This is a genomic window from Aquimarina acroporae (assembly GCF_023195925.1).
Taxonomy (GTDB): domain Bacteria; phylum Bacteroidota; class Bacteroidia; order Flavobacteriales; family Flavobacteriaceae; genus Aquimarina; species Aquimarina acroporae.
This window is the reverse complement of sequence record NZ_JALPRE010000020.1, coordinates 72,046-96,195: the sequence shown is the minus strand read 5'-3', so window position 1 is coordinate 96,195 and position 24,150 is coordinate 72,046. Positions and strand designations below refer to the sequence as shown.

Annotated in this window: 32 protein-coding genes; 22 read left to right on the top strand and 10 right to left on the bottom strand. The window is 33.1% G+C overall.

Annotated elements, in window-relative coordinates; genetic code table 11:
- Nucleotides 1–106 precede the first annotated feature (106 nt).
- The 14 genes from M0D21_RS21935 (at nt 107) to M0D21_RS21870 (ending at nt 6,193) form a co-directional block, all read left to right on the top strand.
- Nucleotides 107–442, top strand: coding sequence for a hypothetical protein (locus M0D21_RS21935; protein WP_248333530.1), 336 nt, complete (start codon nt 107–109; stop codon nt 440–442).
- A 16-nt stretch (nt 443–458) separates the two neighbouring features.
- Nucleotides 459–635, top strand: a complete 177-nt coding sequence (locus M0D21_RS21930; protein ID WP_248333529.1) for a hypothetical protein — start codon at nt 459–461, stop codon at nt 633–635.
- A 72-nt stretch (nt 636–707) separates the two neighbouring features.
- Nucleotides 708–1,019, top strand: coding sequence for a hypothetical protein (locus M0D21_RS21925; RefSeq protein WP_248333527.1), 312 nt, complete (start codon nt 708–710; stop codon nt 1,017–1,019).
- 141 nt (nt 1,020–1,160) lie between these two features.
- Nucleotides 1,161–1,307: a hypothetical protein gene (locus M0D21_RS21920; RefSeq protein WP_248333525.1), complete on the top strand. Its 147-nt coding sequence runs from the start codon at nt 1,161–1,163 to the stop codon at nt 1,305–1,307.
- A gap of 35 nt (nt 1,308–1,342) precedes the next feature.
- Nucleotides 1,343–1,525 carry a hypothetical protein gene (locus M0D21_RS21915; protein WP_248333523.1) on the top strand — a complete coding sequence of 61 codons (183 nt, stop codon included), beginning with the start codon at nt 1,343–1,345 and terminating at the stop codon, nt 1,523–1,525.
- Nucleotides 1,526–1,870: 345 nt separating this feature from the next.
- Nucleotides 1,871–2,062: a hypothetical protein gene (locus tag M0D21_RS21910; RefSeq protein ID WP_248333521.1), complete on the top strand. Its 192-nt coding sequence runs from the start codon at nt 1,871–1,873 to the stop codon at nt 2,060–2,062.
- 33 nt (nt 2,063–2,095) lie between these two features.
- Entirely contained in the window at nt 2,096–2,263 is a 168-nt protein-coding gene (locus M0D21_RS21905) for a hypothetical protein (RefSeq protein ID WP_248333519.1), read from the top strand.
- A 47-nt stretch (nt 2,264–2,310) separates the two neighbouring features.
- Complete coding sequence (locus M0D21_RS21900; protein WP_248333517.1) at nt 2,311–2,466, top strand: hypothetical protein; 156 nt, start codon at nt 2,311–2,313, stop codon at nt 2,464–2,466.
- 98 nt (nt 2,467–2,564) lie between these two features.
- Nucleotides 2,565–3,764, top strand: coding sequence for an aspartyl protease family protein (locus M0D21_RS21895; RefSeq protein ID WP_248333515.1), 1,200 nt, complete (start codon nt 2,565–2,567; stop codon nt 3,762–3,764).
- A 105-nt stretch (nt 3,765–3,869) separates the two neighbouring features.
- Nucleotides 3,870–4,025, top strand: coding sequence for a hypothetical protein (locus M0D21_RS21890; protein WP_248333513.1), 156 nt, complete (start codon nt 3,870–3,872; stop codon nt 4,023–4,025).
- Nucleotides 4,026–4,423: 398 nt separating this feature from the next.
- The gene (locus M0D21_RS21885; protein ID WP_248333511.1) at nt 4,424–4,597 is read left to right on the top strand and encodes a hypothetical protein; all 174 of its coding nucleotides are present in this window, start codon (nt 4,424–4,426) and stop codon (nt 4,595–4,597) included.
- A gap of 342 nt (nt 4,598–4,939) precedes the next feature.
- Nucleotides 4,940–5,413 (top strand): hypothetical protein, encoded by a 474-nt coding sequence (locus M0D21_RS21880; RefSeq protein ID WP_248333509.1) that lies wholly within the window; start codon nt 4,940–4,942, stop codon nt 5,411–5,413.
- A gap of 35 nt (nt 5,414–5,448) precedes the next feature.
- Nucleotides 5,449–5,931 (top strand): regulatory protein RecX, encoded by a 483-nt coding sequence (locus M0D21_RS21875; RefSeq protein WP_248333508.1) that lies wholly within the window; start codon nt 5,449–5,451, stop codon nt 5,929–5,931.
- A 97-nt stretch (nt 5,932–6,028) separates the two neighbouring features.
- The gene (locus tag M0D21_RS21870; protein WP_248333507.1) at nt 6,029–6,193 is read left to right on the top strand and encodes a bacteriocin; all 165 of its coding nucleotides are present in this window, start codon (nt 6,029–6,031) and stop codon (nt 6,191–6,193) included.
- 69 nt (nt 6,194–6,262) lie between these two features.
- Here M0D21_RS21870 and M0D21_RS21865 read toward each other — a convergent pair whose 3' ends face one another.
- From M0D21_RS21865 to M0D21_RS21855, 3 genes are all read right to left on the bottom strand, one after another.
- Nucleotides 6,263–7,129 (bottom strand): cupin-like domain-containing protein, encoded by an 867-nt coding sequence (locus M0D21_RS21865; RefSeq protein WP_248333506.1) that lies wholly within the window; start codon nt 7,127–7,129, stop codon nt 6,263–6,265.
- A 23-nt stretch (nt 7,130–7,152) separates the two neighbouring features.
- Complete coding sequence (gene bioB, locus M0D21_RS21860; protein WP_248333505.1) at nt 7,153–8,256, bottom strand: biotin synthase BioB; 1,104 nt, start codon at nt 8,254–8,256, stop codon at nt 7,153–7,155.
- Between the two features lie 104 nt (nt 8,257–8,360).
- A complete protein-coding gene (locus M0D21_RS21855) occupies nt 8,361–9,530 on the bottom strand; it encodes a beta-ketoacyl synthase N-terminal-like domain-containing protein (protein ID WP_248333503.1) in 1,170 nt (389 codons plus the stop codon).
- A gap of 140 nt (nt 9,531–9,670) precedes the next feature.
- On the opposite strand from M0D21_RS21855, the gene M0D21_RS21850 reads away from it, so the two are divergent.
- The 3 genes from M0D21_RS21850 (at nt 9,671) to M0D21_RS21840 (ending at nt 11,503) form a co-directional block, all read left to right on the top strand.
- The gene (locus M0D21_RS21850; RefSeq protein ID WP_248333501.1) at nt 9,671–10,123 is read left to right on the top strand and encodes a cytochrome c oxidase assembly factor Coa1 family protein; all 453 of its coding nucleotides are present in this window, start codon (nt 9,671–9,673) and stop codon (nt 10,121–10,123) included.
- Entirely contained in the window at nt 10,101–11,123 is a 1,023-nt protein-coding gene (locus tag M0D21_RS21845) for a hypothetical protein (RefSeq protein WP_248333499.1), read from the top strand. The genes M0D21_RS21850 and M0D21_RS21845 overlap by 23 nt, the downstream gene beginning before the upstream one ends.
- Nucleotides 11,124–11,230: 107 nt before the next feature.
- Nucleotides 11,231–11,503 (top strand): hypothetical protein, encoded by a 273-nt coding sequence (locus M0D21_RS21840; protein ID WP_248333497.1) that lies wholly within the window; start codon nt 11,231–11,233, stop codon nt 11,501–11,503.
- Here M0D21_RS21840 and bioA read toward each other — a convergent pair.
- From bioA to M0D21_RS21825, 3 genes are read right to left on the bottom strand one after another with little or no spacing between them, the layout of a single operon-like run.
- Nucleotides 11,498–12,820 carry an adenosylmethionine--8-amino-7-oxononanoate transaminase gene (bioA, locus tag M0D21_RS21835; protein WP_248333495.1) on the bottom strand — a complete coding sequence of 441 codons (1,323 nt, stop codon included), beginning with the start codon at nt 12,818–12,820 and terminating at the stop codon, nt 11,498–11,500. The genes M0D21_RS21840 and bioA overlap by 6 nt on opposite strands.
- Nucleotides 12,817–13,458: a dethiobiotin synthase gene (gene bioD, locus M0D21_RS21830; protein ID WP_248333493.1), complete on the bottom strand. Its 642-nt coding sequence runs from the start codon at nt 13,456–13,458 to the stop codon at nt 12,817–12,819. The genes bioA and bioD overlap by 4 nt, the downstream gene beginning before the upstream one ends.
- A gap of 12 nt (nt 13,459–13,470) precedes the next feature.
- Nucleotides 13,471–14,625, bottom strand: a complete 1,155-nt coding sequence (locus M0D21_RS21825; protein WP_248333491.1) for an aminotransferase class I/II-fold pyridoxal phosphate-dependent enzyme — start codon at nt 14,623–14,625, stop codon at nt 13,471–13,473.
- Between the two features lie 126 nt (nt 14,626–14,751).
- Here M0D21_RS21825 and M0D21_RS21820 point away from each other — a divergent pair, with 126 nt between their 5' ends.
- The 5 genes from M0D21_RS21820 to M0D21_RS21800 all read left to right on the top strand — a co-directional run bounded on the left by M0D21_RS21820 (nt 14,752) and on the right by M0D21_RS21800 (nt 18,036).
- Nucleotides 14,752–15,276: a DUF2975 domain-containing protein gene (locus M0D21_RS21820; RefSeq protein WP_248333489.1), complete on the top strand. Its 525-nt coding sequence runs from the start codon at nt 14,752–14,754 to the stop codon at nt 15,274–15,276.
- Nucleotides 15,277–15,279: 3 nt separating this feature from the next.
- The gene (locus M0D21_RS21815) at nt 15,280–15,798 is read left to right on the top strand and encodes a hypothetical protein (RefSeq protein ID WP_248333487.1); all 519 of its coding nucleotides are present in this window, start codon (nt 15,280–15,282) and stop codon (nt 15,796–15,798) included.
- A 2-nt stretch (nt 15,799–15,800) separates the two neighbouring features.
- Nucleotides 15,801–16,007, top strand: coding sequence for a helix-turn-helix domain-containing protein (locus M0D21_RS21810; RefSeq protein WP_248333485.1), 207 nt, complete (start codon nt 15,801–15,803; stop codon nt 16,005–16,007).
- 125 nt (nt 16,008–16,132) lie between these two features.
- Entirely contained in the window at nt 16,133–17,446 is a 1,314-nt protein-coding gene (locus tag M0D21_RS21805) for a metallophosphoesterase (RefSeq protein WP_248333483.1), read from the top strand.
- Nucleotides 17,447–17,493: 47 nt separating this feature from the next.
- The gene (locus M0D21_RS21800) at nt 17,494–18,036 is read left to right on the top strand and encodes a GNAT family N-acetyltransferase (protein ID WP_248333481.1); all 543 of its coding nucleotides are present in this window, start codon (nt 17,494–17,496) and stop codon (nt 18,034–18,036) included.
- A gap of 29 nt (nt 18,037–18,065) precedes the next feature.
- On the opposite strand, the gene M0D21_RS21795 is transcribed toward M0D21_RS21800, so the two are convergent.
- The 4 genes from M0D21_RS21795 to atpD all read right to left on the bottom strand — a co-directional run bounded on the left by M0D21_RS21795 (nt 18,066) and on the right by atpD (nt 24,092).
- Nucleotides 18,066–20,927 carry an alpha/beta hydrolase family protein gene (locus M0D21_RS21795; RefSeq protein WP_248333479.1) on the bottom strand — a complete coding sequence of 954 codons (2,862 nt, stop codon included), beginning with the start codon at nt 20,925–20,927 and terminating at the stop codon, nt 18,066–18,068.
- A gap of 125 nt (nt 20,928–21,052) precedes the next feature.
- Nucleotides 21,053–22,054 carry a hypothetical protein gene (locus tag M0D21_RS21790; protein ID WP_248333477.1) on the bottom strand — a complete coding sequence of 334 codons (1,002 nt, stop codon included), beginning with the start codon at nt 22,052–22,054 and terminating at the stop codon, nt 21,053–21,055.
- A 200-nt stretch (nt 22,055–22,254) separates the two neighbouring features.
- Nucleotides 22,255–22,530 (bottom strand): F0F1 ATP synthase subunit epsilon, encoded by a 276-nt coding sequence (locus M0D21_RS21785; protein WP_248333475.1) that lies wholly within the window; start codon nt 22,528–22,530, stop codon nt 22,255–22,257.
- A 53-nt stretch (nt 22,531–22,583) separates the two neighbouring features.
- Nucleotides 22,584–24,092, bottom strand: coding sequence for a F0F1 ATP synthase subunit beta (gene atpD, locus M0D21_RS21780; protein WP_248333473.1), 1,509 nt, complete (start codon nt 24,090–24,092; stop codon nt 22,584–22,586).
- Between the last annotated feature and the right edge of the window lie 58 nt (nt 24,093–24,150).

Here is a 24,150-nt window from a genome sequence, read left to right as displayed (position 1 = left end):
AGACAAGAAAAGTATTATGAACTATGGCAAAAACAAATGCCAGTTCTAGACAATTTCCATAAAATCGATGCGGTAGCATAATTAAAAACTTCAAAAGCACCAGGTCATGAGAAAAATAGAACGACATATTGAACTTATAGAGCATTTGGATCGATTAATCTATTTAGGTGAAACCGGTACGTCAGATCAATTAGCAGAAAAACTAGAAATTTCAAAAGGATCTTTGTTTCAGATCATAAAGATCATGAAAGAACTCAAAGCCCCTATTGTTTTTGATATTAAACTACAAAGCTTTGTATATGAAGAACACATAAATTTTTCCTTTGGATTTTACACTAGAAACCTTTGCGGAGAAGAAGTTCTAGAAGTTTCTTCCTGCGGTATGCAAAGTATTGTTACCCCTATAGAATTTAAATACCCCAGCTTAAGAATAGTTGAATAATTTAAAAAACAAAGTCATGAAAAATTACAATTCACAAAAGCTAAAAAATGAGCTATCTAACAAATTAGAAATGGACTTCATATTTGATGAGATCAATGAACCAGAATTACAAGATGTAATTACCGATGTTATTTCATATTCTCAAGACCACGAATTTTTTATAGATGAAGACGAAGTGGGAGATTGGTTTTAAAACCCATTTCTAATTAACCATATCAATCAAATCATTAATCCATCTGTGTATACAGGTATAAAACGAAACGTTATGAATATCATTATTAAACACATAGAACTTATAGAAAGAATTGACCGATTAATTCGTATGGAAGCCACTGGTAATCCGGTTGACCTGGCTTCTAGACTAGGGATATCAAGAGCACAAACCTATAGAATTATTGATATTATGAAAGATCTTAATGCACCTATAGAGTATGACTTTACGATACAAAGTTTTGTATATGCAGAACACGTGAATTTTAAATTTGGATTTTATATACAAGATTTAGATTCGACCGAACTAAGATCAGTAAGTGGGGGAGCCTCTTTTCAAAAACCAACGCTTTTGGCAGCTATATAACTATGGTTGGGATAGTATAGTTTGCTGCTCGCCCCGAGAAATAATTCTCGGGGTTTTTTTATAATATTTTTAAGTAGTCTCATACATTGAGATGCTCATTTCTTATTCTTGCTAATATCATTAATCATAAAACGTAAAAAAATGAAAAATTTAAGTAACAAAGAATTATTAGAAACAAATGGCGGGGCACCATTCCCAATTCCAACTTGGCTACAACCCCTTGCAGATTACTTATTTGGTGTACCCGAAGAAGAGAAAGAGAATTTCAATAATTCTAATCAAAATTAAAAATCCAATTAAATAAACTTTTAAAACGTAAAAAAATGAAAAATTTAGAAAACTACGGAGTACACCAGATAAATCACATTAATCTATCGACAATAAATGGAGGTAATTTACTTTGTGAAGAAATAGGGTTTCTTGTAAACGTGGCGTTACCACAATTGAAGAAAGATATTGGAGAATTCATAGATGAACAAGTAGAGACTATTTCTGAAATGTTCTAAGATTTTTGCAAACTCAGACTTAAAAAAGTATCACAAAAACCTTCTCAACTACTAGAGAAGGTTTTTTGTTTTTATAATGACCTGTAAACATAGACTATCCAATACTAATTATAATCAAATACTACTCTGTTATGGTATATAATTTAGCTATTATGATGATTTTTTTGAAAAAAAACTACAATCTCAAAAGATGAGATTACCCCACCGTATCATTGTACTGTGAAAGGGAAACAATGAAACTTTTCACGGTTGTTGCAACAACGAAAACAGCTTACATATTAATTTGACGGAATCGATAATGTAGGCAATATTTAAAATAATCATTAATCATAAAAACGTAAAAAAATGAAAAATTTAGAAAATTTTGGAGTAGCTGAAATGAGCACGTTAGACATGACTCAAATTGATGGAGGATACTCTTGGGATGAGTTTGTACAAGATGTAAGCGACGCATATGACGCTACGGTAGAAGCAATAAGCGATTTTGGAAACGGGTTAGTTAAAGGAGCTTCTAAAGGATATAACTCAGTACATTAATAAAATAATATTTAATCAAAAAACTTTAAAAAAATGAAAGAATTAAATTTTAAAGAATTAGTCGAGATCAATGGTGGAGGAGAAGGATCTACTGCTGAGCAAATTGGAGAAGCTATTGGATACGGTATAGGAGTAGCTGCACATCATATAGCAGACTTTGGTAGAGGAGTATGGGATGGTATCAGCTCACTTTGGAACTAATCAAATCAAACATTAAAATAATAATAAATCTTTAAAAACGTAAAATTATGAAAAATTTAAATGCAAAAGAATTAATCGAAATCAACGGTGGACATGATGGTGTTGCTTACGAAGCAGGAGTAGTTATTGGAAATATCATTGAAGTAGCAATTACTGTTGTTGGAATTGGTAAAGTTGCAAAATGGGCAAAGAAGCTTTTCTAATCATCGTTAGAAAGACGCTAAAAAAAGTGAACAATTTGATTGTTCACTTTTTTCTTTTAAAGGTTCTTCCAAAAATTAGAAATACAAGTTAAAACGACATGAAAAAGTTTATTTTAATTTTCGTAATTGTTATAATTATAGGTATTGTTGGAATAGTCTATTTCTTTTCTAACCAATACAAAAAACAAGATCAACTTGTTATTGAAGCTGCTCCAGAGTATACTTCAATTCCTTTTAAATATTCTACTAGCGGACATATCCTTATTGATGCGAAAATTGATGATTCACAAAAAAAATATTCTTTTATTCTAGATACAGGAGCTTCTAATCATATCTTCACTAATTTCCCTAGCGAAAAAATAGGAAGTTCTATAGGAAGAAAAATTAGTAAAGATGTTAATGGAAAAACTACTTTTCCGAAAATTCACTCTATTGCTAATCTTGAATTTGGAGGTATTCAATTAAAAAAAATAGCCTTTAGTAAAGCCAATATAAAATTTCCTTGTTCAGAAAATATATATGGTATTATAGGAAAAAATATCATGCATCATTTTGCATGGCAATTTGATTTTCAAAACAAAGTTATTCATATTGCTAAAGAAGCTAAGTTTCTTCCAAATACCAACGAAGAATCCATTAAAATAAAGATTGAAACCAACATTTATAGCCATCATATTTATCTTCCAATTCAGATAGGAAAGAGTGTAAAAACTGATATTGTTCTAGACACAGGTTTTAATGGTCCCCTCATCCTAAACCCAAAAATCATAGATCAATTATATGAGATTAAGAAAATTGATATTCTAGGAGAGGCTAGCAAAGGGATAGGAGGACAAAGTAACTCAAAGCAGTATTTAGTGAATATTGATTCTCTGTCAATCGGGAAAAAACATCAATTACTTTTAAATACTATCACAGCCAAAACGAATAAAGACTCATCCTTCAAGGCAATAGGGCTTGGAGTATTAAAGAATTTTTTAGTCACGATAGATTGGAAAAACAAAATGTTGATTTTATCGAAACAAACAAATAATCAAAATTTTAAGCTAAAAGGTTTTGGAGTCAATCTTGGGTATACCGATGAAGTATATATTAAATCGGTAATTAAAGACAGTAGGTCGTACCACTTAGGCCTTAGACCAAATATGAAGGGGTTTCTAGTCAACGGAAAACTGATAACAAATGAAGAAGACCTTTGTCTTTTTGAGAATCAATTGAGTCATATAGATACTTTAACCTTAAGTTTTCCAAAACTGAAAAAAGATTTTTTGCTTTCTAAAGAATATTATGATTACTAGGAATGAATATAGGATAGTTAAATGTACATCTCAGAAGATGAGACGAACATATCTTATTATTGAAATGTAAAAGCAACACAATAATAATTAAAACTTATAGTAACCATGAAAAATCAAACATTAAAACAGTACGGCTCTTTATCATCAGAGGAACTTACAACCATTAACGGAGGTTGTGGAGGAGAAGATGTAACATGTCCAGAATTGGAAAAAATTATGGAAATGCTTGACAACTTAAAGTACATGCTTCCTCTTCTATAAACCAAGTTATCATCATCAATCATCAAAAATCGAATTGTATATAGTTTTTTAAAACTGTTGCATTTAAGGAATACATCAAAATGATAGTTTTCATTAAGAAATGAAATATCCCGAATATTAGCCGGATAGCATTTAAAAATATTTTGTAAACTATCATTTTGATTTACCTTACTAAAAATCATCCAAAACATATAAGCATGTTTTGTCTACATAAATTAAGTTGAGTATGAGTTTACACCCTCTACAATATGTAGAGGGCTTTTTATTCTCTAAAAAATACAAAAAATAATCCTTACATCTCAAAAAATGAGACACTCTATAACTACTATTGTATTGTAAAAGAAATAATTACAAAAACATTCATCAATCATCATTCATTAATCATTAAATCAAAAAACATGAAAAATTTACAAGAATTATCAAACATCGAATTAAGCAGTATTAGCGGAGGATGTCAAATGGACCCTTGTCCTTCACCAACTAAAGATCTTAAAGATCTTATATTGGGAGATGACTTTCCAATCCCTCCTTTTGGAGACCCAAGAGATCAAGATTATCAATTCCCTTACTAAAAAGCAACCTGTCTATAATAGGCAGGTTTTAAAATCTTTAGACATGAAAAATTTAAACGCTTTAGGGCTTAGCAATGCAAAACTTGCTCAAAAGGAGGCAGTTTAAATACCTTTCTAAGGCCTCCTTACGGTGATCCTTGAGACTGGGATAACTTTCTATTTACCAATTATCTCAGGTTTAATACATGTACTCTTAAAATTGAACTTTAGTTAAATAAAATCTTTAACGAACAAGTCAGTGAAATTAGACCTGCAAAGGTGCTACTTGTACATCGAAATTCCCTCTTTCTCAGTGATAAGGGGGAATTTTTTAAAAAACACATTTATCTACCAACTATTATCATGAAAAACAAAGAACAACTACTTCTTGAAATCACAAAACATTTTGAAGGCATGAATAAAATGCAAGCTTTTGACATGATTCATCAGATTGAGATTTTATTATTCTATACATCTGCTCCAATACAACATAAACACATAGAACAAATTTTATCGTCTGATATACAAGATTCACAAGAAATTGATCCCTTTTACTTCAATGTATTACCCAACGGAAATTTTTGTGAGCTTGTAGGTTCAAATAGTTGGATTCACATTTATAAAGAATATCCTAAACGTTTTAATTTGGGTTTATGGAGCTCCTATTATTTTAAAACAAAATTTACTCCCTTAGATATTAAACCATTGACAAAGGATCATCTTTTGTCAAGTATTAAAGGTTCGGAAAGAGAAAAAAGTATTATTGAGTTTCTACAAAAAAACAAGGTTACTACAAAAGATAAAATTAGTAACCAACTACTACTTTTAGAACTTTAAGTCTGAAGAAAAAGGTTTGTATATTTACCCCCTAGATGTACAAAAAACCTCAACAATCGATTACAGTTGCCGAAGCTACCAAAAAAATGGAGCGATATTGTGCTTATCAGGAAAGGTGTCATAAAGATGTAGCCGAAAAGCTTAATGAAATGAGACTTATTCCTGAGGCCCGAGATCAAATTATAGTGCATCTCTTGGAACATAACTTTTTAAACGAAGAACGTTTTGCACAAAGTTTTGCCCGTGGTAAATTCAGAATAAAAAAATGGGGAAGACAGAGAATAGTTAGAGAATTGAAATATCGAAACATTTCTCAATACAATATCAAAACCGCACTCAAAGAAATAAATGAAGTAGAATACCTAGAAGCATTTCATACCCTCGCAGAGAAAAAAAGCGCGACTCTCAACGAATCTAATTTAAACAAAAGAAGAAAAAAACTTACCGATTATTTACTGTATAGAGGTTGGGAACCCCAACTTGTCTTTGCCAAGGTAAATGAACTTATTCCCTACTAAATTCTTTTTGTTTTTCACTATCAATATCTCAAAAAATGAGAGCATCTCAAATTATGTTTACGGCATAAAACATTTTATCAATTCAAAAAATAAAACAATGAAAAATCTAAGTAATTTTAACGTAAGCGAATTAAGTAATACTGAAATGAAAACTATCGAGGGAGGTGATGGTATATTAGATTTAATTAACGATGTAGTCGATGCATATAATGCAGCAAAAGACATTTACGATAGCCTTAAAAAATTTACTCCAACTTTATAATTAAAATATTATAAAAACTAAAAAACTCTAATGATGAACTATTATCATTAGAGTTTTTTGCCTTTATTTTTAAAATCCATTTCTCTTATTTGTCCTTGAAATGGCCTCATTATTTTTATAATCGATCCACTTTTGCCCTCTTCGTTTACGCATAAAATTATCAAAATACCTCATGATAAATACATTATAGGTTGCTTGTGCAAAGTTTGAGAACTTTTTTGGTACTGATCGAATACTCATGGAGAATCCTGGGGTTAAATACGTCATTTGATGCCAATACCCTTCGGGCATATATAACGTCTCTCCGTGTTTTAAATTGGTAATATACCCCTTAGCTTTTTTTAATGCAGGCCATTTATCCAAATCAGGATTTGTAAAATCTATACCTTGGTGAGAAATCAAAGCATGCGGAACTTTATATAAATATTTGGTTTCAGAAGGTGGATAAAGAATACACTGCTTTTCTCCATGGAAATGAAAATGAAATATATTGGCTAGATCAATATCATAATGCATGAATACCTTAGAATCACTACCTCCAAAAAATAAGAATGGTAATTTCTTCATAAACTTTAAACCAACATCGGGATACTTAAAATCCTGTTGTAGCCGTGGCACTTCTTTGAGCAAATTATAGAGAAAAATTCTGTAGTTCGTAGACTCTTTTTTTAACAAATCAATATACTCGCTCATCTTCATTTTTGCATGAGCTTCATTAAATTTATGTTCAGAAGAAATTGGTCTGTCATCATAAACCGGAACCTCTTTTTCTCCTGCGAGTTCATTGATATAATCTAAACTCCACTTTTCGAAAGCAGGCCAATCGACAATCAATCGCTCAATTACTACTGGCTTTTGTAATGCGACATATTGTTTAAGGAACTCCTCTTTGGTAATCGTATTTACCCTTGGTATTTGCTCTAAATTTAATTTCACTAATTATGAAAAAAATTCTAAAACTATTTATCTGCTACAACATCTTTTGTAGTTTGTCTAGCAGACTCGTTTCTTTCAATCTTATGACTTGGTCTTGTCCATTTTGGCTTTTCTCCTAACGCTTCAAATTTCGAATCTTCAGCTTCAACAGTTTCAGGTTGCGCCTTTTTCACAAACGGTTTCTGTGGAATAAGTCCTAGTAAAGAGAACATTTCCATATCTTCATTTACATCAGGATTAGGTGTAGTTAGTAATTTATCTCCTGCGAAGATAGAATTTGCTCCTGCGAAGAAACACATCGCTTGCCCTTCTCTACTCATTTCAGTTCTTCCTGCAGATAACCTAACTTGGGTTTTTGGCATTATTATTCTGGTTGTGGCTACCATTCTAATCATTTCCCAAATAGCCACTGGCTTTTCATCTTCCATAGGTGTACCGTCTACCGCAACTAATGCATTAATAGGAACCGACTCTGGTTGTGGATTAAGTTTTGAAAGCGCTACCAACATTCCTGCGCGATCTTCTACTTCTTCTCCCATACCTATAATACCTCCACTACAAACAGTAACATTTGTTTTACGAACATTATCAATCGTTTGTAAACGATCTTCGTATCCTCTGGTCGAAATTACTTCTTTATAGTACTCTTCAGAAGTATCTAGATTATGATTATACGCATATAAACCTGCCTCTGCCAATCGTTGCGCCTGGTTTTCTGTAATCATCCCCAAAGTACAACAAACTTCCATATCTAATTTGTTGATTGTACGAACCATCTCCAGTACATTTTCAAATTCTGGCCCGTCTTTCACATTTCTCCAGGCCGCACCCATACATACACGAGAACTACCTGAAGACTTAGCACGCAACGCCTGAGCTTTTACTTGCTGTACACTCATTAAGTCATTACCTTCAATATCGGTATGATATCTAGCAGCTTGAGGACAATACCCGCAATCTTCGGGACACCCTCCTGTTTTTATAGATAATAAGGTTGAAACCTGAACCGTGTTAGGGTCGTGATGTTCTCTATGAATTGTGGCTGCTTCATAAAGCAAATCCATAAGAGGTTTATTATAAATATCTAGAATCTCTTGCTTTGTCCAATCGTGTCTAATAACGCTCATAAAAAAGAAATGTAAGTGTTCAAAAGTAATTGTTTAAAATCAAAATACACAACTTAGTAACATCAAATTCGAAGTTTTTAATAACAACAAACTTGTACGTTTTGTTAATTTCGATTCGTTTTTTCTAATAAAATACTAACGGCATTCCCTCCAAAACCAACAGCATTCACCATTATTTTCCGTATTTCTTTAGGAACCCTTTCATAAGTAATAAAAGGTACCGGTATAAACTCTTGGTATTGCAACATAAGAATTGCCATCTCTATACTTAAAATCCCGCTAGCTCCAAAAGTATGTCCTATTTTCCATTTATTGCTAGTTAATGCAGGTACTTCATCCTTAAAAACGGCCTTTATCGCATTATATTCTGCTTTATCCCCTTTAATCGTACCAGGTGCATGCATAACAATAGCATCCACTTCATCGATAGAACTATTACCTAATGCCATTTGCATTGATTTTTGAAAACAATCTGCATCGGTGGATATTGAAATATTATGTTTTAAAGGTTCGGTAGCATACCCAATTCCTTTTATATATGCCAAAGCATTATCAACGTTTCCTTTTTCAAGACATACCATAGCTGCTCCTTCTCCCAGAAACATAGAGTTTCTCTTTTTTTCCCAGTTGAGTGATTGACAAGGATAAGGTTTATCTACTTCCGAAGCATAAATCTTCAAAGCTTTCATTTGTGCTATCGTAAATCCAGTTAACGGCGCTTCACTACCTCCTGCCAAGAAAGTATCTGTAAGTCCTGATTGTATCCAGGCAACACCGTTCAATATAGCATGTAATGCTGTAGAACAGGTAATAGAATGACTTATTTCGGGACCGTTACTTTGCAAATCATGCGCAATCCAAGAAGATATATTCCCTAGAGTTGTTGTTGGTGAACTCAATGTAGATGACACTCCAGTTTTTATAAATTCTTGATGATATTTCTCAAATAGATGAGTGGCGCCTCTTGAGGAGCCTACATTAATTCCAAAATCTTTATTACTTGTCCATCCTGCATTTTCAATTGCTTTCCTGGAAGCATAGATCCCATATAGTACCGAATTATCTAAAGGCTTAAAGTGATCACTCTCAGATCGCAATTCTTCAATGATAGCTTTAGTGTCATCATCAAGCTCTGCTACCAAAGCAGGATTACCATCAAAATCTTTCAAAGAAATACAATGCTTTGAGGTTTGATAATTGGCCCAAATTTCTTCGGTCGAAACTCCTAAGGGCGATATAGATGATATCCCCGTAATAGATATTGGCTGCTGCAATTTTTAAGTTTTGGCAAATGTAACGGTTTGTTCTATTTTCTTCAATAGTTCTGCATTTTTTATGATTTTTTAGGAGTATTTTAGTAACAAAAACAGCAGAATAGCTACATATAAGTACAACCAAATATTATATATTTTCTATGGAAGATTATACTCCAAAAAAAAGTTGGTTTGCCAGGAACTGGGGCTGGGCAGTTCCTTTAGGCGGATGCCTCACAATTATCATTTTATTTTTTGTTTTTTTAGGATCACTCATTTTTGGGGTAAGTGAAATTATGACCAATTCTGACCCTTACAAACAAGCACTTACTAAGGCTCAAGAAGACACATATGTAGTCGATATTTTAGGAGAACCTATAGAGACCGATGGTATCATGCAGGGCAAAATTTCTTTTACCAATGGTGTGGGAGATGCAAATATTTCTGTTCCTATTAAAGGACCTAAAGGAAAAGCAAGGTTATATGTAGTTGGAACCAAACAAAATGATGAATGGAACTATTCTGATATGTATGTCATTATTTCTGAGACTGATGAACAAATAGATTTATTGGGTTATGAGCAAAACACAGATGAGAACGAGAATTTCGAGTAAATTATTCATATTTGGTATACCATTACTTATCATGGGGCTAATGGTTTTGATTACCTCATCAAAATTGTTTCATGTGAATACGGCTGCGCTTTCTAAGGCTATAACGCTGGATTTACTTCTAACAAGTCCTCTTATTTATCTATTCTTAATAAGAAAGAAAAATATTCCAAAAATTACCGCAGTTCCGGTATTTGTTTTAGGAATCATTATAGCTTCCAATATTATCCCAAAAGAACACCAGTCGATATTGAGCTGGATTAAAACATGGGTTTTTCCCATCATTGAATTGGGAGTAGCGACTTTTATATTTTATAAAGTGCGGCAAACTCTAAAATCATATCGAAACAATGCTAAACAAACTCCAGATTTTTTCGCTGCACTTAAGGATTCCTGTCGTGAAGTTTTTCCGGGGAAAGTAAGTACTTTACTGGCGATGGAACTAGCTGTATTGTATTATGGTTTCATTTCCTGGAAGAAAAGAGTACTTAAGAAAAATGAATTCTCTTACCACAAAAACAGTGGCACAATTTCTTTATTAGTTGCCTTAATACCCATAATAGCAATTGAAACCTATGTATTGCATATTCTACTAATAAAATGGAGTATAATTGCTGCTTGGATAGCAACTATTTTAAGTGTTTATTCCAGTTTTCAGATTTTTGGTTTTCTAAAATCATTAATGCAGCGACCCTTCGTTATTGATGAGAATACACTACATTTAAGATACGGAATTCTTAGCGAGACTTCTATACCGATTTCGAATATAGAAAGCATAACTCTAAACAGTAAAGATATAGTCTTGAATGATGCTGTAAGGAAATTATCTCCTTTGGGTGAATTAGAAACACATAATGTGGTTATTACTTTGAAGAAAAAACATACTCTAGTTGGCTTGTATGGAATAAAGAAAACCTTCGAAACCCTTGCATTCTATGTCGATGATAGAGATCGATTTAAAGCTTGTTTAGAACATCAAATGAACACCTCTAACAATAGCTGATTTATAACAAACTACTAGTTTGTTTTTACCCAATGCAATCCTTAACATTGAAATTCTATTTTTTGGTTAAAAAAAAGTTACATTTGTGTTAAGTAAACCTAATCAGAATGTTCCGAAAATTACCCCGAAAAATTCTTACCCAGGATTATGAGTCTATTTCTGATACTTTGGAAAATGATGGAATCGTAGTATTTGAGGATCTCCCTGATAATTTCTCGAAATTCAAACAATCTTTTGACGACTATCAAAAAACTAGGTTTGAAAACGAGATTAAATACTTATCGGGTTCTTACAACATAGACAAAACCAAATTGCATTATTACCGCAATCCTGAAAAACTATCTAAGAATTACGCCAAGCGACTTTTAGAATCATTATAATTCTTCTAAGAGTTCAAGTATTGCATCATAAACACTATCTAATTGATTAGTATTTATAATGTAGGGAGCAAGAATATAAATTGTACTTCCTAAAGGTCTAAGAAAAATTCCTCTTTGCATAAAGTGATCAAAGATTTCGTATCTCTTTTTACCATACCTATCCATCTCAATATTTAAATCAAGCGCAAAAATCACTCCTTTTTGTCTTGTAGACTTTACTTTGGAATGGTTTTTAATTCTATCATTAAATTCTTGATGGGCACTGGTGATTCTTTTAATATGATCCTGATATTCATGGCTTAACAATAGTTCTATTCCGGCTAAGGCTACCGAACATGCTATTGGATTGGCAGAGTAAGTATGCGCATGAAAAAAGGCCTTACCTACAGAATCATCAAGAAAAGCATCGTAAATATTCTGGGTGCAACTAGTAACAGCCATAGGTACGAAACCAGCAGTAAGAGATTTTGACATTGAAATAATGTCTGGTTGTATTTGCATATACTCCGAAGCAAATGTTTTACCCGTTTTACCAAAACCGGTCATTACCTCATCTGCAATTGTGATGATATGATGCGTTTTGCAAACCTCAAGAATTTTATCGAGGTGCTCTGGTTCAAACATATGCATAGCATTGGCTCCTTGAACCAAAGGCTCATAAATAAATGCTGCTACGTTGTTTTGCTCAATAATAGACAATAACAAACTAAGGATATCTTCAATATTATCTGAGCTTGGGGTGGGTATTCGTTTAACATCTATAAAAAAATCTTCAAACGGCCCATTATACACAGACAACCCTGAAGCCGACATCGCGCCAAAAGTATCTCCATGAAAACCATCTTCAAAAGCAATGATCGTATTTCGTTTTTCTCCTTTATTGAAGTGATATTGTAATGCCATTTTGATTCCCACTTCATTTGCAGTGGAACCATTATCGGAGAAAAAGATTTTTTGTTGATTATTTGGTAGAATCTTTATGAGTTCTTCAGACAGTTTAATGGCCGGTTCGTGAGTAAATCCGGCAAAAACGATTTGATCCAGTTGCTGCATTTGCTCACCTACTCTTTTCAGAATATGATCATTACAATGCCCATACATTGCAGTATACCAAGATGCTATTCCATCGATATATTCTTTTCCATTATCACCATATAACACTGCTCCTTTTGCTTTAACTATTGGCAGAGCTTCCGGATGAATTTTGTGTTGGGTAAGGGGATGCCAGAGATGTTGCTTATCTCTTTGCTGTAAACTTTTGTCCTCTGCTATTTTATCTACTGAAACTGGATCTATATGTTTTACATCTGATCTCATAATTCTTCTAATTTTTCTCTAAACAGTGTAGCATATTCTTTTACAACCGCAGCATCAAAATATGGTTCATCTTCAATTCTTCCGATCACCTCGACATCTGTCATCTTTTTGATGATATCTTCTGTTGTTTTATGTTCATCTCCATTAAAAATAACAGAAACCTTAAAACCTTGTTCTTTTAGTATCCAAATACTCATAAGAGTATGATTTATGCTTCCTAAATAATGTCTTGAAACCAAAATAACGCTATAGTTGGGCTGTATGAGATCAAGAATAGTATCTTCATCATTAAGCGGTACCAGCAAGCCTCCGGCCCCTTCGATTACAATATCATTATCTGTTTCTGGTAATTGAATATTATTTATATCGATAGATACATTATCTATTTCGGCAGCAGCATGAGGACTCATTGGTGTTTGCAACGCATAAGCATTACCATGAAATACCGATTTTTCGTTAGACACAAGATGCTTTACTTTATCGGCATCTGAAAAATCTAAATCTCCGGCCTGTACCGGTTTAAAATAATCGGCTTGTAATGCCTCTGTTACTATGGCAGAAACTATTGTTTTACCTACTTCGGTTCCAATACCTGTAATAAATATTTTTTTCTGACCCGCCTTGCTTTTACCCGGCATACCTTTACTTTTTTAGTTCTGGACAAAGGTAGCTAACAAGTCTAAAACTTCATCGATTTCTTCTTCCGAATTAAAGCTATGAAGACAAAATCTTAACCTTTCCTGACCCGAAGGAACTGTTGGAGATAAAATGGGCTTAACATCAAATCCTTGATCTTGTATTTGATGAGCAATAGCTTTTACCTTTTCGTTTCCAGAAATTATACAACAGTGAATCGCAGATTTGCTATCTATAAACATAGATATAAGGTTAGTATCCCGAATTTTATCTCGAAAATACTGGATATTTGAATGTAATTTTTCGATTTCTTTAGTTTTCTTCAACTCTTGGTAAGCTACCTGTATCGTAGCCAAAGAATGTGGTGGCAAACCTGTAGTATAAATAAAACTTCTTGCATAGTTCACCAAAAACTGTTTTAACTCTTTTGAGCCTAAAATAATAGCTCCATGACAACCCAAAGCTTTGCCGAAAGTATTAATTCTGGCAAAAACCTCATTTTCTAACCCCAATTCCTGTAACAATCCAACACCACAATTGCCAAAAACTCCAGAAGCATGGGCTTCATCTACCACTAAGTGGCAATTGATCTTTTTACAAAAATCAACAAAGCCTTTTAAATCTGGAATATCTCCATCCATAGAAAAAACAGATTCGGTAACCACATAGATTTCAGAAGTATCGGTATTCCCTTCTTTTTCATAACACAGTTCTACTTTATTACGTAAATCTTCAAGATCATTATGCTTAAACTTATATGATTTGGCGTTACTCATTTGAATACCATCACGAATAGAAGCATGAATAAGCTCATCATAAAAAACAAAGTCTCCGCGTTGAGGAACCGATGAGAAAAAACCAACATTGGCATCATATCCTGAATTGAAAACCAGTGCAGTTTCGGCATTGTGAAACGCTGCTAAGCTATCTTCAATGTTAGTATACAAACCATGATTACCAGAAAGTAGGCGAGAACCCGTAGCTCCATTTACCTTAATATTTTTATCAACAAGAAGTTGATGAGCGTTATCAAAAATAGTTTTAGAGTTTGCAAAACCTAAATAATCATTTGAAGAGAAGTCTACCAATTTTTCTCGTAAACCCAAAGCTCTTAGTGCTTTGTCCTTCTTGCGATTATTTATCTTTTTTTGAAGTCTTTCTGGTAACATGCTCCAAAGGTACAAAGACCATTAGGTTTTAAAAACCAATCTAATAATTATTATTATTTGATAAAAAATTATTGAAAAACAATAATTTTTATATATTTGTTATTGTTAAACAATAATTTTAGCATTATGAAGAACAATACAACACTTTTAACTATTATAGTTTATGCCGTATTACTTGCTTCTTTTTCTACTCTCATAAATGATATTAGGGAGTTTGACCTTATGCAATTTAAGAACTTTGAAAACTGGTCAAAAACAGCAGTTAAAGGTAAATCTTGGTTTACCTCAGAAAATGCGATATTATGGAGCAATTATGTGATCACCATCGGTCTTTTCTTTTGGAGAGGGTATCTTATATATGGCTTTACACATTTTATTTCAATTTTAAGAGAGATTGAAAAGAAGCATTACTTCAGCCAAAAAAATATCAACTCTTTTAAAAAAATTGGAAACGTTTTTATTACCTATACGATTAATGTATTTATCCTAAAGGTTTTATTGGCATTTATAGAAAAATCGTCCTTCCGTTTCTTTAATGAATTTAAAAACGAACTCACTTTTCTAATTCCATGTGGCCTTGCTTTTTATCTCCTTTCAGAGATATTTAAAAGAGCCAAGACTATAGAAGAAGAAAATGAATTAACAGTGTAATTTATGAAACTAAAAATTTTTGGAAATAAATCTTTATCGCAGCTCTTGTTTTACGTCGTTCGAATAACCACTATCGGATATTCAATTTCTTTACTGTTTATAGTTTTTTCTTTGATTAGTCATATATCTATGACTGTTTCTGATCAACAGTTTCAAATAAAAATCCCAATGACAGATTTTGTAATTAAAGGAAATTACGATTTGAGAACGATGATAGCAATAACAGTGTTTTTCATATTCTACACAGTATTTTTCTATGTTTTATCAATGGTACTTAAAACTTTTAAAGAAGAAATTTTATTTACCAAAACAGCCATAAAATATTTGATGTATTTTACTATTCTTAATTTGTTCTTTCCTGTTCTGTACGGAATCCTTCAGGTTATTATTTCTAAAAGAATTGACTTTAATGATCTATCGATTGCATTTTTGCATATCATTCTGGGGATTTTCTCTATGTTTATTATCGCAATCTTTAAACAAGGGGTTCAATTACAAGAAGAAACAGAATTAACTATTTAATTATGCCTATAATCGTGCATCTTGATATTATGCTAGCTAAGCAGAAAATGAAAAGTAAAGATTTGGCTGAAAAAATAGGAATTACTACAGCCAATCTCTCTATTCTGAAATCTGGAAAAGCAAAAGCAATTCGCTTTTCTACATTAGAAGCTATTTGCGAAGCTTTAGATTGTCAACCTTCAGATATTCTTGAATATGTAAAAGAGTAAAAAACCTCGCGTTAGCTGGCATTTACCCTAATTTCTCTACTGTAATTTATGTGCGGTACTAGAATTTGCAATGATAAATAATCACTGCACAGATACCCTATTGTCCAATTTTAATCATTCATCAAATGAAAAAAACGAAAAAATGGAAATTATACCTTCTATATCCAATACTTACACTTTGTAGCATAATGCTAATAATTATTGCCTACAAATTAAATCAAAGTACGGTAACTCTAACTGAAAATGGGGTTTACAAAACGCTTCACGTACCTATAAAGAATAAATTCATAGATATTAATGTAAATCTTGCAGGCGCGGCAGACAAACCTAAATTTGATCCTAATTTTATGCAGGGCCCTATTGTACAGTATACCAATAAAGAAACCCTTAATGTACATTGGTTTAGTCAAGGAAAACATCACAAAAAAGAGTATGATACTAGTATTGATAGTTTTTCAATTACTATTGGTGAAGACAACCATAATTTTATCTTGCCCGAAATATCTACTCCTTCTACAGTAATAAAAACTACACCTAATAAAGTTGCATTTATAAGTGATATTCATGGTGACTACAAGTACATGAACAAGGTTTTACAAAGTTTGAATGTAATCGACTCATTGGGCAACTGGAATTTTAGTAATAATCATCTGGTAATAACTGGAGATATGGTAGATCGAGGAACAGCCGTAGACCAGGTCCTTTGGAAAATTGTATTACTTTCTGAACAAGCTAAGCTGGCTGGTGGTATGGTACATTACATCATCGGAAACCACGAGCAATATATGCTTAAAGGAAATTTTAGCAGGGTACACCCAAAAAACTTATATGCTACTCAACAAATGATGTCTTTTAAAAACGCATATTCAAATAAAACCTACTTAGGAAAATGGCTACGAACAAGACCTGTATTACTAAAAATCGGAAACAGTCTTATTGCCCATGGAGGAGTAAGCCCAAAAACAGCAGAAAAAAACTATACAATTCAACAAATAAATCAAGCCATGTGGGATTATTGGAATGATAAACCTCTAGAAGATGACCTAAAAGAAATCATTCTTGGAAAAACTGGAGTTACCCATTACAGAGGATACATACGACTCAATGATGAAGTAAAAAAAGCATCTCTTGATCAAGTTCAAAATATTCTTGAGTCTTATAACGCTTCCAGAGTAATTGTGGGACATACAAATGTTGAAGCTATAAAACCTTTATTCGAGGGTAAAGTATATGATATTAATGCTATAGAAACCTCTCCTCAGGCGCTGATATTGGAAAACAATCAACCTAAGATTGTCAATATCGGTCTGTTGAAACAGGATGAACTTGATCAAACATATCATAGAAGTTTTTCATTATTAAAAACAAATGATCTAAAAATGGTAACATCTACTATACATAACATCATAAAACTCTCTATGATCCCACATCCATATTAAACTTAAGGTATTGGTGGAAAAGACTAAAATGAGCGTATATTTATTGAATGAAAAACATACGATATACGACTACTTCTAGCAAGAGAGAATTAGAACAAATTCTTCAGCTTCAAAAAAACAACTTGTCTTCTTCAATATCAAAAGAAGATAAAGAAAAAGAAGGCTTTGTTACTGTTGAGCACGATCTTGAATTGTTAACCAAAATGCATACTAAAGAACCTCATATCATAGCCAAAGATGATGATAAAGTGGTGGGGTATGCTTTATCAATGGTTCGAGAATTTAAAGAAGATATAGAAGTTTTAGAACCTATGTTTTCTAAAATCGACACTCAATTAAGGAACCTCAATACATATATTGTTATGGGACAAGTATGTATTGATAAAAACTATAGGAAGCAGGGAATTTTTAGAGGTTTATACAACAAAATGAAAGATGAATTAAATCACAAGTATGATGTGCTTATTACAGAAGTAGCAGCAAATAACATAAGGTCTCTTAACGCCCATTATGCTATTGGCTTTTCAGACTTGTTGATTTATAACGATAATGGCATCACATGGCATCTAGTACAATGGGATTGGAAATAAAAAAGAGGTCGTATTGACCTCTTTTTTATTTATCTATCAGAACTTCGGATTGTATTTTTTATCTGAATGTCATTTTCTTCTAGATCATAACCAAAGTTCTTCCCTTTATCGACACGAGAAACACCTTGTGTCATCCATTTTGGAGCAGGTTTGCCTTGCAAGTAATGATCAAAGAATTGCATCATTCGAATAGATAAATCCTGTCTATTTTTTTCCTTTCTGAGATTATGTTGCTCATCATTGTACACTAAAAGCCAAACTGGCTTTTGTAACCTTCTCATACCCATAAACATTTCTATTCCTTGATAATAAGGCACAGCTCCATCGTTATCATTATGCATCATAAGTAAAGGGGTCTCTATTTTAGGAATTCCAAACAATGGTGAATTCTCGATATACAAATCAAATCCATCCCATAAATTCTTACCTATTCTACTTTGAGATCTTTCATATTGAAATGCTCTACTCAGTCCTGACTGCCAACGAATTCCTCCGTAAGCCGATGTCATATTACTCACTGGAGCACCAGCCATAGCTGCTTTAAACTTATTGGTAACCGTAATTAAATACGCTACCTGGTAACCACCCCAACTCTGACCTTGAATACCCATATTAGCACTATCAATATATCCCAGTTTCTCGACTGCCTCAACACCAGAAATTACGCAATTATATGCACTAGGTCCTGGTTTACCATCTTCATAAACAATATCAGGTACAAACATAATGTAGCCATTACTTACCAAATAAGAAGGATTAACAACAGAAGCACTAGGTCGAGGAGTGTAATAGTTTCGATAGCTATCTGCCCTTTTTTCATAAAAATAGGTAATAAGCGGATACTTTTTTGAAGGATCAAAATCATCAGGTTTATAGATAATACCTTCTAGCATTTTACCATCATAACTTTTCCATGAAAACAATTCTGCGCCCCCCCATTTAAAGTCTTTCTTCTGAGGATTCACTTCGGTAATTTGAGTAATACGCCCAAAATTATCACTGGTATAATGTACATCTTGAAACGTATTGAAGTTTTGTTTCTGAAAAGTAATAACCTCAGCTTCTTGTGCTTTCTTATACTCATCGATAAAAAACTCTGAAGGTTTTATTTTTTCAATCAAGGTGCTACCTTTCAAAACGTACAAACCTGAGGCTTTTGTAGTTTTGTCAAAACTAGTAATCAACAACTTATTATTACTGTAAGACGCAACATTTCGATTTTCAGAATCTAATCTTAGTGTTCTATAAACAATATTCTTTTGCCTTCCTTTACCCGTAATATTCACCGGTTGCTTATCGCCCGACAAGGACACTTTCCAAACATCAAATTTATCGTAAATTAATCCGTTACCTTCTTTATCAAAACCTCCAAAACCATATCTATACGGAAGCATAGGATGGTCATCGTCTTCGTCATAAAAAGCCACGTTTAAGCTTTTGGTAAGATTTCTCTTTTCTAAGCTGTTTAAATCAAGAGAAAACCAATGTTTCTCCTGCATATCATAATACAATGCATACTTGTTATTTGGTGATAAAAAAGGCTGTAAGGCAGTTTTGGTAAGTGCTAAACGCTTCTTACCCGTGTATGTATCTATTACATAAAAATCTCTGGTCCATGGTAAATTCCATGAACGCTCTATAGAGTAAGGCGCACTGGTTGCTCCTAAAATAAATCTTTTTTCTTTGTTTTTATCAAAAACAATATCCTCAAAGATTTCATCTTGTAAGTGCACTATTGACTTTTTTTCTACCTCATAATAGGATAAGTAAGCTTTGGTTTCGAGTTCCTTGAACCTAGCCTTTTGCTCTGGTTGTATCATTTTATCACTCCAGTTCCAAACATCAACCTGAGGAATTTCATCTTCTAAGAGTGTTGTATCTTTTATGTATGTAACTTTTGGTTTTGAATAAAAGTAAAATCTAGCGCTATTTTCTGAAAAAAATGAAGTTTTCCCATCACTCAACTTCCAATTGTTTCTTAGGTTTTTTCCTGAAGTATCTACCAAATTTATGACCTCTTTGTCATTAGAAAGGAATAATTCATACTCCAAAGAATCAACATGGGTAGAATCTTTTGCAGACATAAATGAAAAATACTTACCTTTTTTATCTACTACTAGGCGATCATACAAATATTTTGTGGAATCTAGCACCATCTCTTTTCCAGAGGAAATATCATATTTAAAAACCCCTATATCCTTTTCTCTTGCTTCTTTACCTTTTTTATCCTTAGACTTTTTATGCGTTGTTTTAGAATAGTAGAAAGCATCCCCTTTTTCCGAAAAAGCAAAATCTTTAATCTGATAAATAGTATCTTTTTTCTTGGTGGTTAGGTGATATATAAGCGCATACTTTTGTTCATATGCTTTTCCTAACTTTGGCTTTACTGAATCTTTTACTTCTTTATCTTCCTTTAGCTTCTTATTTTTAAACTTTTCAATGACAACCCAATCACTAGACTTATCAGGCATTTTATAAGACATTACCCGCGAAACAGAATCAAGTATTTTATTTGTTGTAACATCATATATAAATAAAGCATCTTTTTCTTTTTGATCTTTCTTTACTTTTTTCTTCTTTTCCTTTCTAGTAGTTTCATATTTAGGTTTTCTTTTGAAAACAACAAAACGTTCATCATGTGTTATTGAAGGTTCATAACCATTAAAAAAAGTTGTTTTTTGTTTTGTTCGAATATTATAGATCTCAATATACCCATCGCCTCTTTTAGTGGCTGTTCTGATAACAGAAACTATCAATTTTCCTTTTTGGGATATCTTAGTATCTTCAATCTCTTTCCATAGATCATAATCTTCATGACTTAAAGATCGTTTTTGTGCCAATACCGAAGTGGTAACGACTAAAAAAACCAGAGTAATTACATTCCTAATCATTATGTTGAGCTATATCTTTTCCGAAAAGTATAAAACGTTTTATCCAAACATACTCGTTTAACATAATTTTATAGTAAAAGGGCTATAAAAACGAATAGCCCTCTACAATTTTGTTATTCAGTGTATTATTCTATGCCCAAATATGGATTATATGTATAATTTTTACTAAAGTTTCCTAAACCATTAAAATACTCATCAACAAGATGAGCAGGGTAGTAAGCTATCCCTCCAGCCAATAATCCTTGATTTCCTCCATCATTTTTATCATCCCAGTTCCAAGGTGCATTTGCTGAACCATTGCCATAGGATTTTTGAAAAGATTTTGCATTGCTAAATAAACTTGTATTAAAGCGTTGATCCCACATTCCTCCATTTTCGAAAATATTGATCAGTCTATATTTTACATTTCTATCGTAAATATCAGACGGATATTCACTGGTTGATTTACTAGGGTAATACACAACATAATCACTACCGCCTGGTTTTTGTTTCGAATGTGCTTTAATACCATGTCCTTTTGCTTCGGCAGAGGTTTTAAATCGATTAATTCCGTGATCATTTTGCAACGTCAAAGTACCGTCGATATCTTCACTACCATCGGTAAGTCCAGAATTAGGAGCCTTATAAGAGTAAAAATCTGAATGAAATACAGTAACGATACCTAAAGCCTTACCATAGGTCGAGTTATCCTTTTTTACAATGGTCAAAACACCTTCAAGATCGTTTTCATGCTCATCTATACGGTACAAGAACCAAATATCTGTCCAGTCTCTAGGATGAAAAAATGCATAGGTAATAAAATAATGAGTAGTGGTTTCTACTACCGAATAATATCCTACTGCATTCCCTTTTCTTGAAGAATTATCGATATTATTCCAATTGTTCTTAGCATTTAAATCACCATCAAAATCGTATTTGGTAATATAGTCTGCTTTACCACCGAGCCCATGCGAACCCGTTCTATCGACATCCTGGTAATGAACCGGAGCATGATGATATGCTAAGTCCAGATAAAAACTTTGACTTTTTTGAGGCACAAAATTGCTTTCTTCCTGAGGCAAATTGTCTGAAGTTTCACAACTTATAAATACAGTAATAAGGAGTAAAAAAGATAGGATTTTTTTCATTTTTTATGAATTTTAAGTGGTTAGGTTTCTTAAAATTAACATACCTATCTGGTTTTAGGTTTAATTGATTCTTAAGCCTAGATTATGGCATTCTATTATAATTGTTATGAAGTTTAAATAATTTTAAAATCTAATCATCGCATATAAAAAAACGCCTTCAAGTTTTTGAAGGCGTTTTTTTATTTATAGAGAATAATAGTTTAATCTGCTAAGACTATAACTTTATTATCTTTCATTTCAATAGTTCCAGAGTTTATAGGAAGTAAAGTTACACCATTTTCTTTGGTGAATTTTTCCTCAACTTCTTCTTCCAATGCCATCTCCCCGTATACTTTCACATTTCCTTTTCCTAATAAAGAGATTATTGGTGCGTGATTATCTAACATCTGAAACTCTCCGTTCACACCTGGTACGGTAACAGAAGTTACTTCACCGCTAAATAAAACTGCTTCTGGAGTTACTATTTCTAAATACATATATATCGTTGTTTATTATTAATTGTTATCATGTAAATAACAACTAAACTAGATTATGCTTCAGCTAACATTTTCTCTCCAGCCTCAATCGCTTCTTCGATAGTACCTTTAAGGTTAAATGCCGCTTCCGGAAGGTGATCTAATTCACCATCCATAATCATATTAAATCCTTTGATTGTATCTTTAATATCTACCAATACTCCAGGAATACCAGTAAATTGCTCTGCTACGTGGAATGGCTGAGATAAGAAACGTTGTACACGACGTGCTCTGGCAACAGCAAGCTTATCTTCTTCAGATAATTCTTCCATACCAAGAATCGCAATAATATCTTGTAATTCTTTGTAACGTTGTAGTAACTCTTTTACTCTTTGTGCAGTGTTATAGTGGTCATCACCTAGAATATCTGCAGTAAGAATTCTTGAAGTAGAATCTAACGGATCCACTGCCGGGTAAATACCAAGCTCAGCAATCTTACGAGATAATACTGTTGTTGCATCTAAGTGAGCAAAGGTTGTTGCCGGTGCAGGGTCAGTTAAATCATCTGCAGGTACATATACCGCCTGTACAGATGTAATAGATCCTTTCTTAGTAGAAGTAATACGCTCCTGCATCGTACCCATCTCTGTTGCTAATGTTGGTTGGTAACCTACCGCAGAAGGCATACGACCAAGAAGTGCAGATACCTCAGAACCGGCCTGAGTAAATCGGAAGATGTTATCTACGAAGAATAATACATCTTTCCCTTGTCCATCTCCAGCTCCATCACGGAAATACTCTGCAATAGTAAGACCAGAAAGTGCTACACGTGCACGTGCTCCAGGAGGCTCATTCATCTGTCCGAATACGAAAGTAGCTTTCGATTCTTTCATTACTTCTTTATCTACTTTAGAAAGATCCCATCCTCCTTCTTCCATAGAATGCATAAAGTCATCACCATACTTGATAATTCCGGATTCTAACATCTCACGAAGAAGGTCATTTCCTTCACGTGTTCTTTCTCCTACTCCTGCGAATACAGAAAGACCACCGTGACCTTTTGCAATATTGTTAATCAACTCCTGAATCAATACGGTTTTACCTACTCCAGCACCACCAAATAATCCAATCTTACCTCCTTTTGCATAAGGTTCGATAAGGTCGATTACTTTAATACCTGTAAATAAAACTTCAGTAGAAGTTGATAAATCTTCAAACTTTGGAGCCTGACGGTGAATTGGAAGACCATCTTTTCCTGCTTTAGGAAGATCTCCAAGACCATCAATAGCATCACCAATTACATTAAATAGACGTCCGTACACATCTCCACCGATTGGCATTTGTATTGGAGCTCCTGTTCCAACTACTTCCATCCCTCGGCTTAATCCATCACTCGAGTCCATCGCAATGGTACGCACAGTATCTTCACCAATGTGAGACTGAACCTCTAACACTAGTTTACTACCGTCTGTTTTATTAATTTCTAATGAATCGTAAATTTTTGGTAATTCAGTCCCTGCTGCGAATTCTACATCGATCACCGGACCTACAATTTGAGATACTTTACCCGTAACTTTAGACATTATCTAACTATTTAATGTTTAGTATTTAACTATGTAAAAAAGGTACTTTGCGTATTAT

Excerpts from the sequence above, each read along its gene's own strand:
- M0D21_RS21935 (WP_248333530.1), top strand. The coding sequence starts at position 107 with ATGAGAAAAATAGAACGACATATTGAACTTATAGAGCATTTGGATCGA.
- M0D21_RS21930 (WP_248333529.1), top strand. The coding sequence starts at position 459 with ATGAAAAATTACAATTCACAAAAGCTAAAAAATGAGCTATCTAACAAA.
- M0D21_RS21925 (WP_248333527.1), top strand. The coding sequence starts at position 708 with ATGAATATCATTATTAAACACATAGAACTTATAGAAAGAATTGACCGA.
- M0D21_RS21920 (WP_248333525.1), top strand. The coding sequence starts at position 1,161 with ATGAAAAATTTAAGTAACAAAGAATTATTAGAAACAAATGGCGGGGCA.
- M0D21_RS21915 (WP_248333523.1), top strand. The coding sequence starts at position 1,343 with ATGAAAAATTTAGAAAACTACGGAGTACACCAGATAAATCACATTAAT.
- M0D21_RS21910 (WP_248333521.1), top strand. The coding sequence starts at position 1,871 with ATGAAAAATTTAGAAAATTTTGGAGTAGCTGAAATGAGCACGTTAGAC.
- M0D21_RS21905 (WP_248333519.1), top strand. The coding sequence starts at position 2,096 with ATGAAAGAATTAAATTTTAAAGAATTAGTCGAGATCAATGGTGGAGGA.
- M0D21_RS21900 (WP_248333517.1), top strand. The coding sequence starts at position 2,311 with ATGAAAAATTTAAATGCAAAAGAATTAATCGAAATCAACGGTGGACAT.
- M0D21_RS21895 (WP_248333515.1), top strand. The coding sequence starts at position 2,565 with ATGAAAAAGTTTATTTTAATTTTCGTAATTGTTATAATTATAGGTATT.
- M0D21_RS21890 (WP_248333513.1), top strand. The coding sequence starts at position 3,870 with ATGAAAAATCAAACATTAAAACAGTACGGCTCTTTATCATCAGAGGAA.
- M0D21_RS21885 (WP_248333511.1), top strand. The coding sequence starts at position 4,424 with ATGAAAAATTTACAAGAATTATCAAACATCGAATTAAGCAGTATTAGC.
- M0D21_RS21880 (WP_248333509.1), top strand. The coding sequence starts at position 4,940 with ATGAAAAACAAAGAACAACTACTTCTTGAAATCACAAAACATTTTGAA.
- M0D21_RS21875 (WP_248333508.1), top strand. The coding sequence starts at position 5,449 with ATGTACAAAAAACCTCAACAATCGATTACAGTTGCCGAAGCTACCAAA.
- M0D21_RS21870 (WP_248333507.1), top strand. The coding sequence starts at position 6,029 with ATGAAAAATCTAAGTAATTTTAACGTAAGCGAATTAAGTAATACTGAA.
- bioB (WP_248333505.1), bottom strand. The coding sequence starts at position 8,256 with ATGAGCGTTATTAGACACGATTGGACAAAGCAAGAGATTCTAGATATT.
- M0D21_RS21850 (WP_248333501.1), top strand. The coding sequence starts at position 9,671 with ATGGAAGATTATACTCCAAAAAAAAGTTGGTTTGCCAGGAACTGGGGC.
- M0D21_RS21845 (WP_248333499.1), top strand. The coding sequence starts at position 10,101 with ATGAGAACGAGAATTTCGAGTAAATTATTCATATTTGGTATACCATTA.
- M0D21_RS21840 (WP_248333497.1), top strand. The coding sequence starts at position 11,231 with ATGTTCCGAAAATTACCCCGAAAAATTCTTACCCAGGATTATGAGTCT.
- bioA (WP_248333495.1), bottom strand. The coding sequence starts at position 12,820 with ATGAGATCAGATGTAAAACATATAGATCCAGTTTCAGTAGATAAAATA.
- bioD (WP_248333493.1), bottom strand. The coding sequence starts at position 13,458 with ATGCCGGGTAAAAGCAAGGCGGGTCAGAAAAAAATATTTATTACAGGT.
- M0D21_RS21825 (WP_248333491.1), bottom strand. The coding sequence starts at position 14,625 with ATGTTACCAGAAAGACTTCAAAAAAAGATAAATAATCGCAAGAAGGAC.
- M0D21_RS21820 (WP_248333489.1), top strand. The coding sequence starts at position 14,752 with ATGAAGAACAATACAACACTTTTAACTATTATAGTTTATGCCGTATTA.
- M0D21_RS21815 (WP_248333487.1), top strand. The coding sequence starts at position 15,280 with ATGAAACTAAAAATTTTTGGAAATAAATCTTTATCGCAGCTCTTGTTT.
- M0D21_RS21810 (WP_248333485.1), top strand. The coding sequence starts at position 15,801 with ATGCCTATAATCGTGCATCTTGATATTATGCTAGCTAAGCAGAAAATG.
- M0D21_RS21805 (WP_248333483.1), top strand. The coding sequence starts at position 16,133 with ATGAAAAAAACGAAAAAATGGAAATTATACCTTCTATATCCAATACTT.
- M0D21_RS21800 (WP_248333481.1), top strand. The coding sequence starts at position 17,494 with ATGAAAAACATACGATATACGACTACTTCTAGCAAGAGAGAATTAGAA.
- M0D21_RS21795 (WP_248333479.1), bottom strand. The coding sequence starts at position 20,927 with ATGATTAGGAATGTAATTACTCTGGTTTTTTTAGTCGTTACCACTTCG.
- M0D21_RS21790 (WP_248333477.1), bottom strand. The coding sequence starts at position 22,054 with ATGAAAAAAATCCTATCTTTTTTACTCCTTATTACTGTATTTATAAGT.
- M0D21_RS21785 (WP_248333475.1), bottom strand. The coding sequence starts at position 22,530 with ATGTATTTAGAAATAGTAACTCCAGAAGCAGTTTTATTTAGCGGTGAA.
- atpD (WP_248333473.1), bottom strand. The coding sequence starts at position 24,092 with ATGTCTAAAGTTACGGGTAAAGTATCTCAAATTGTAGGTCCGGTGATC.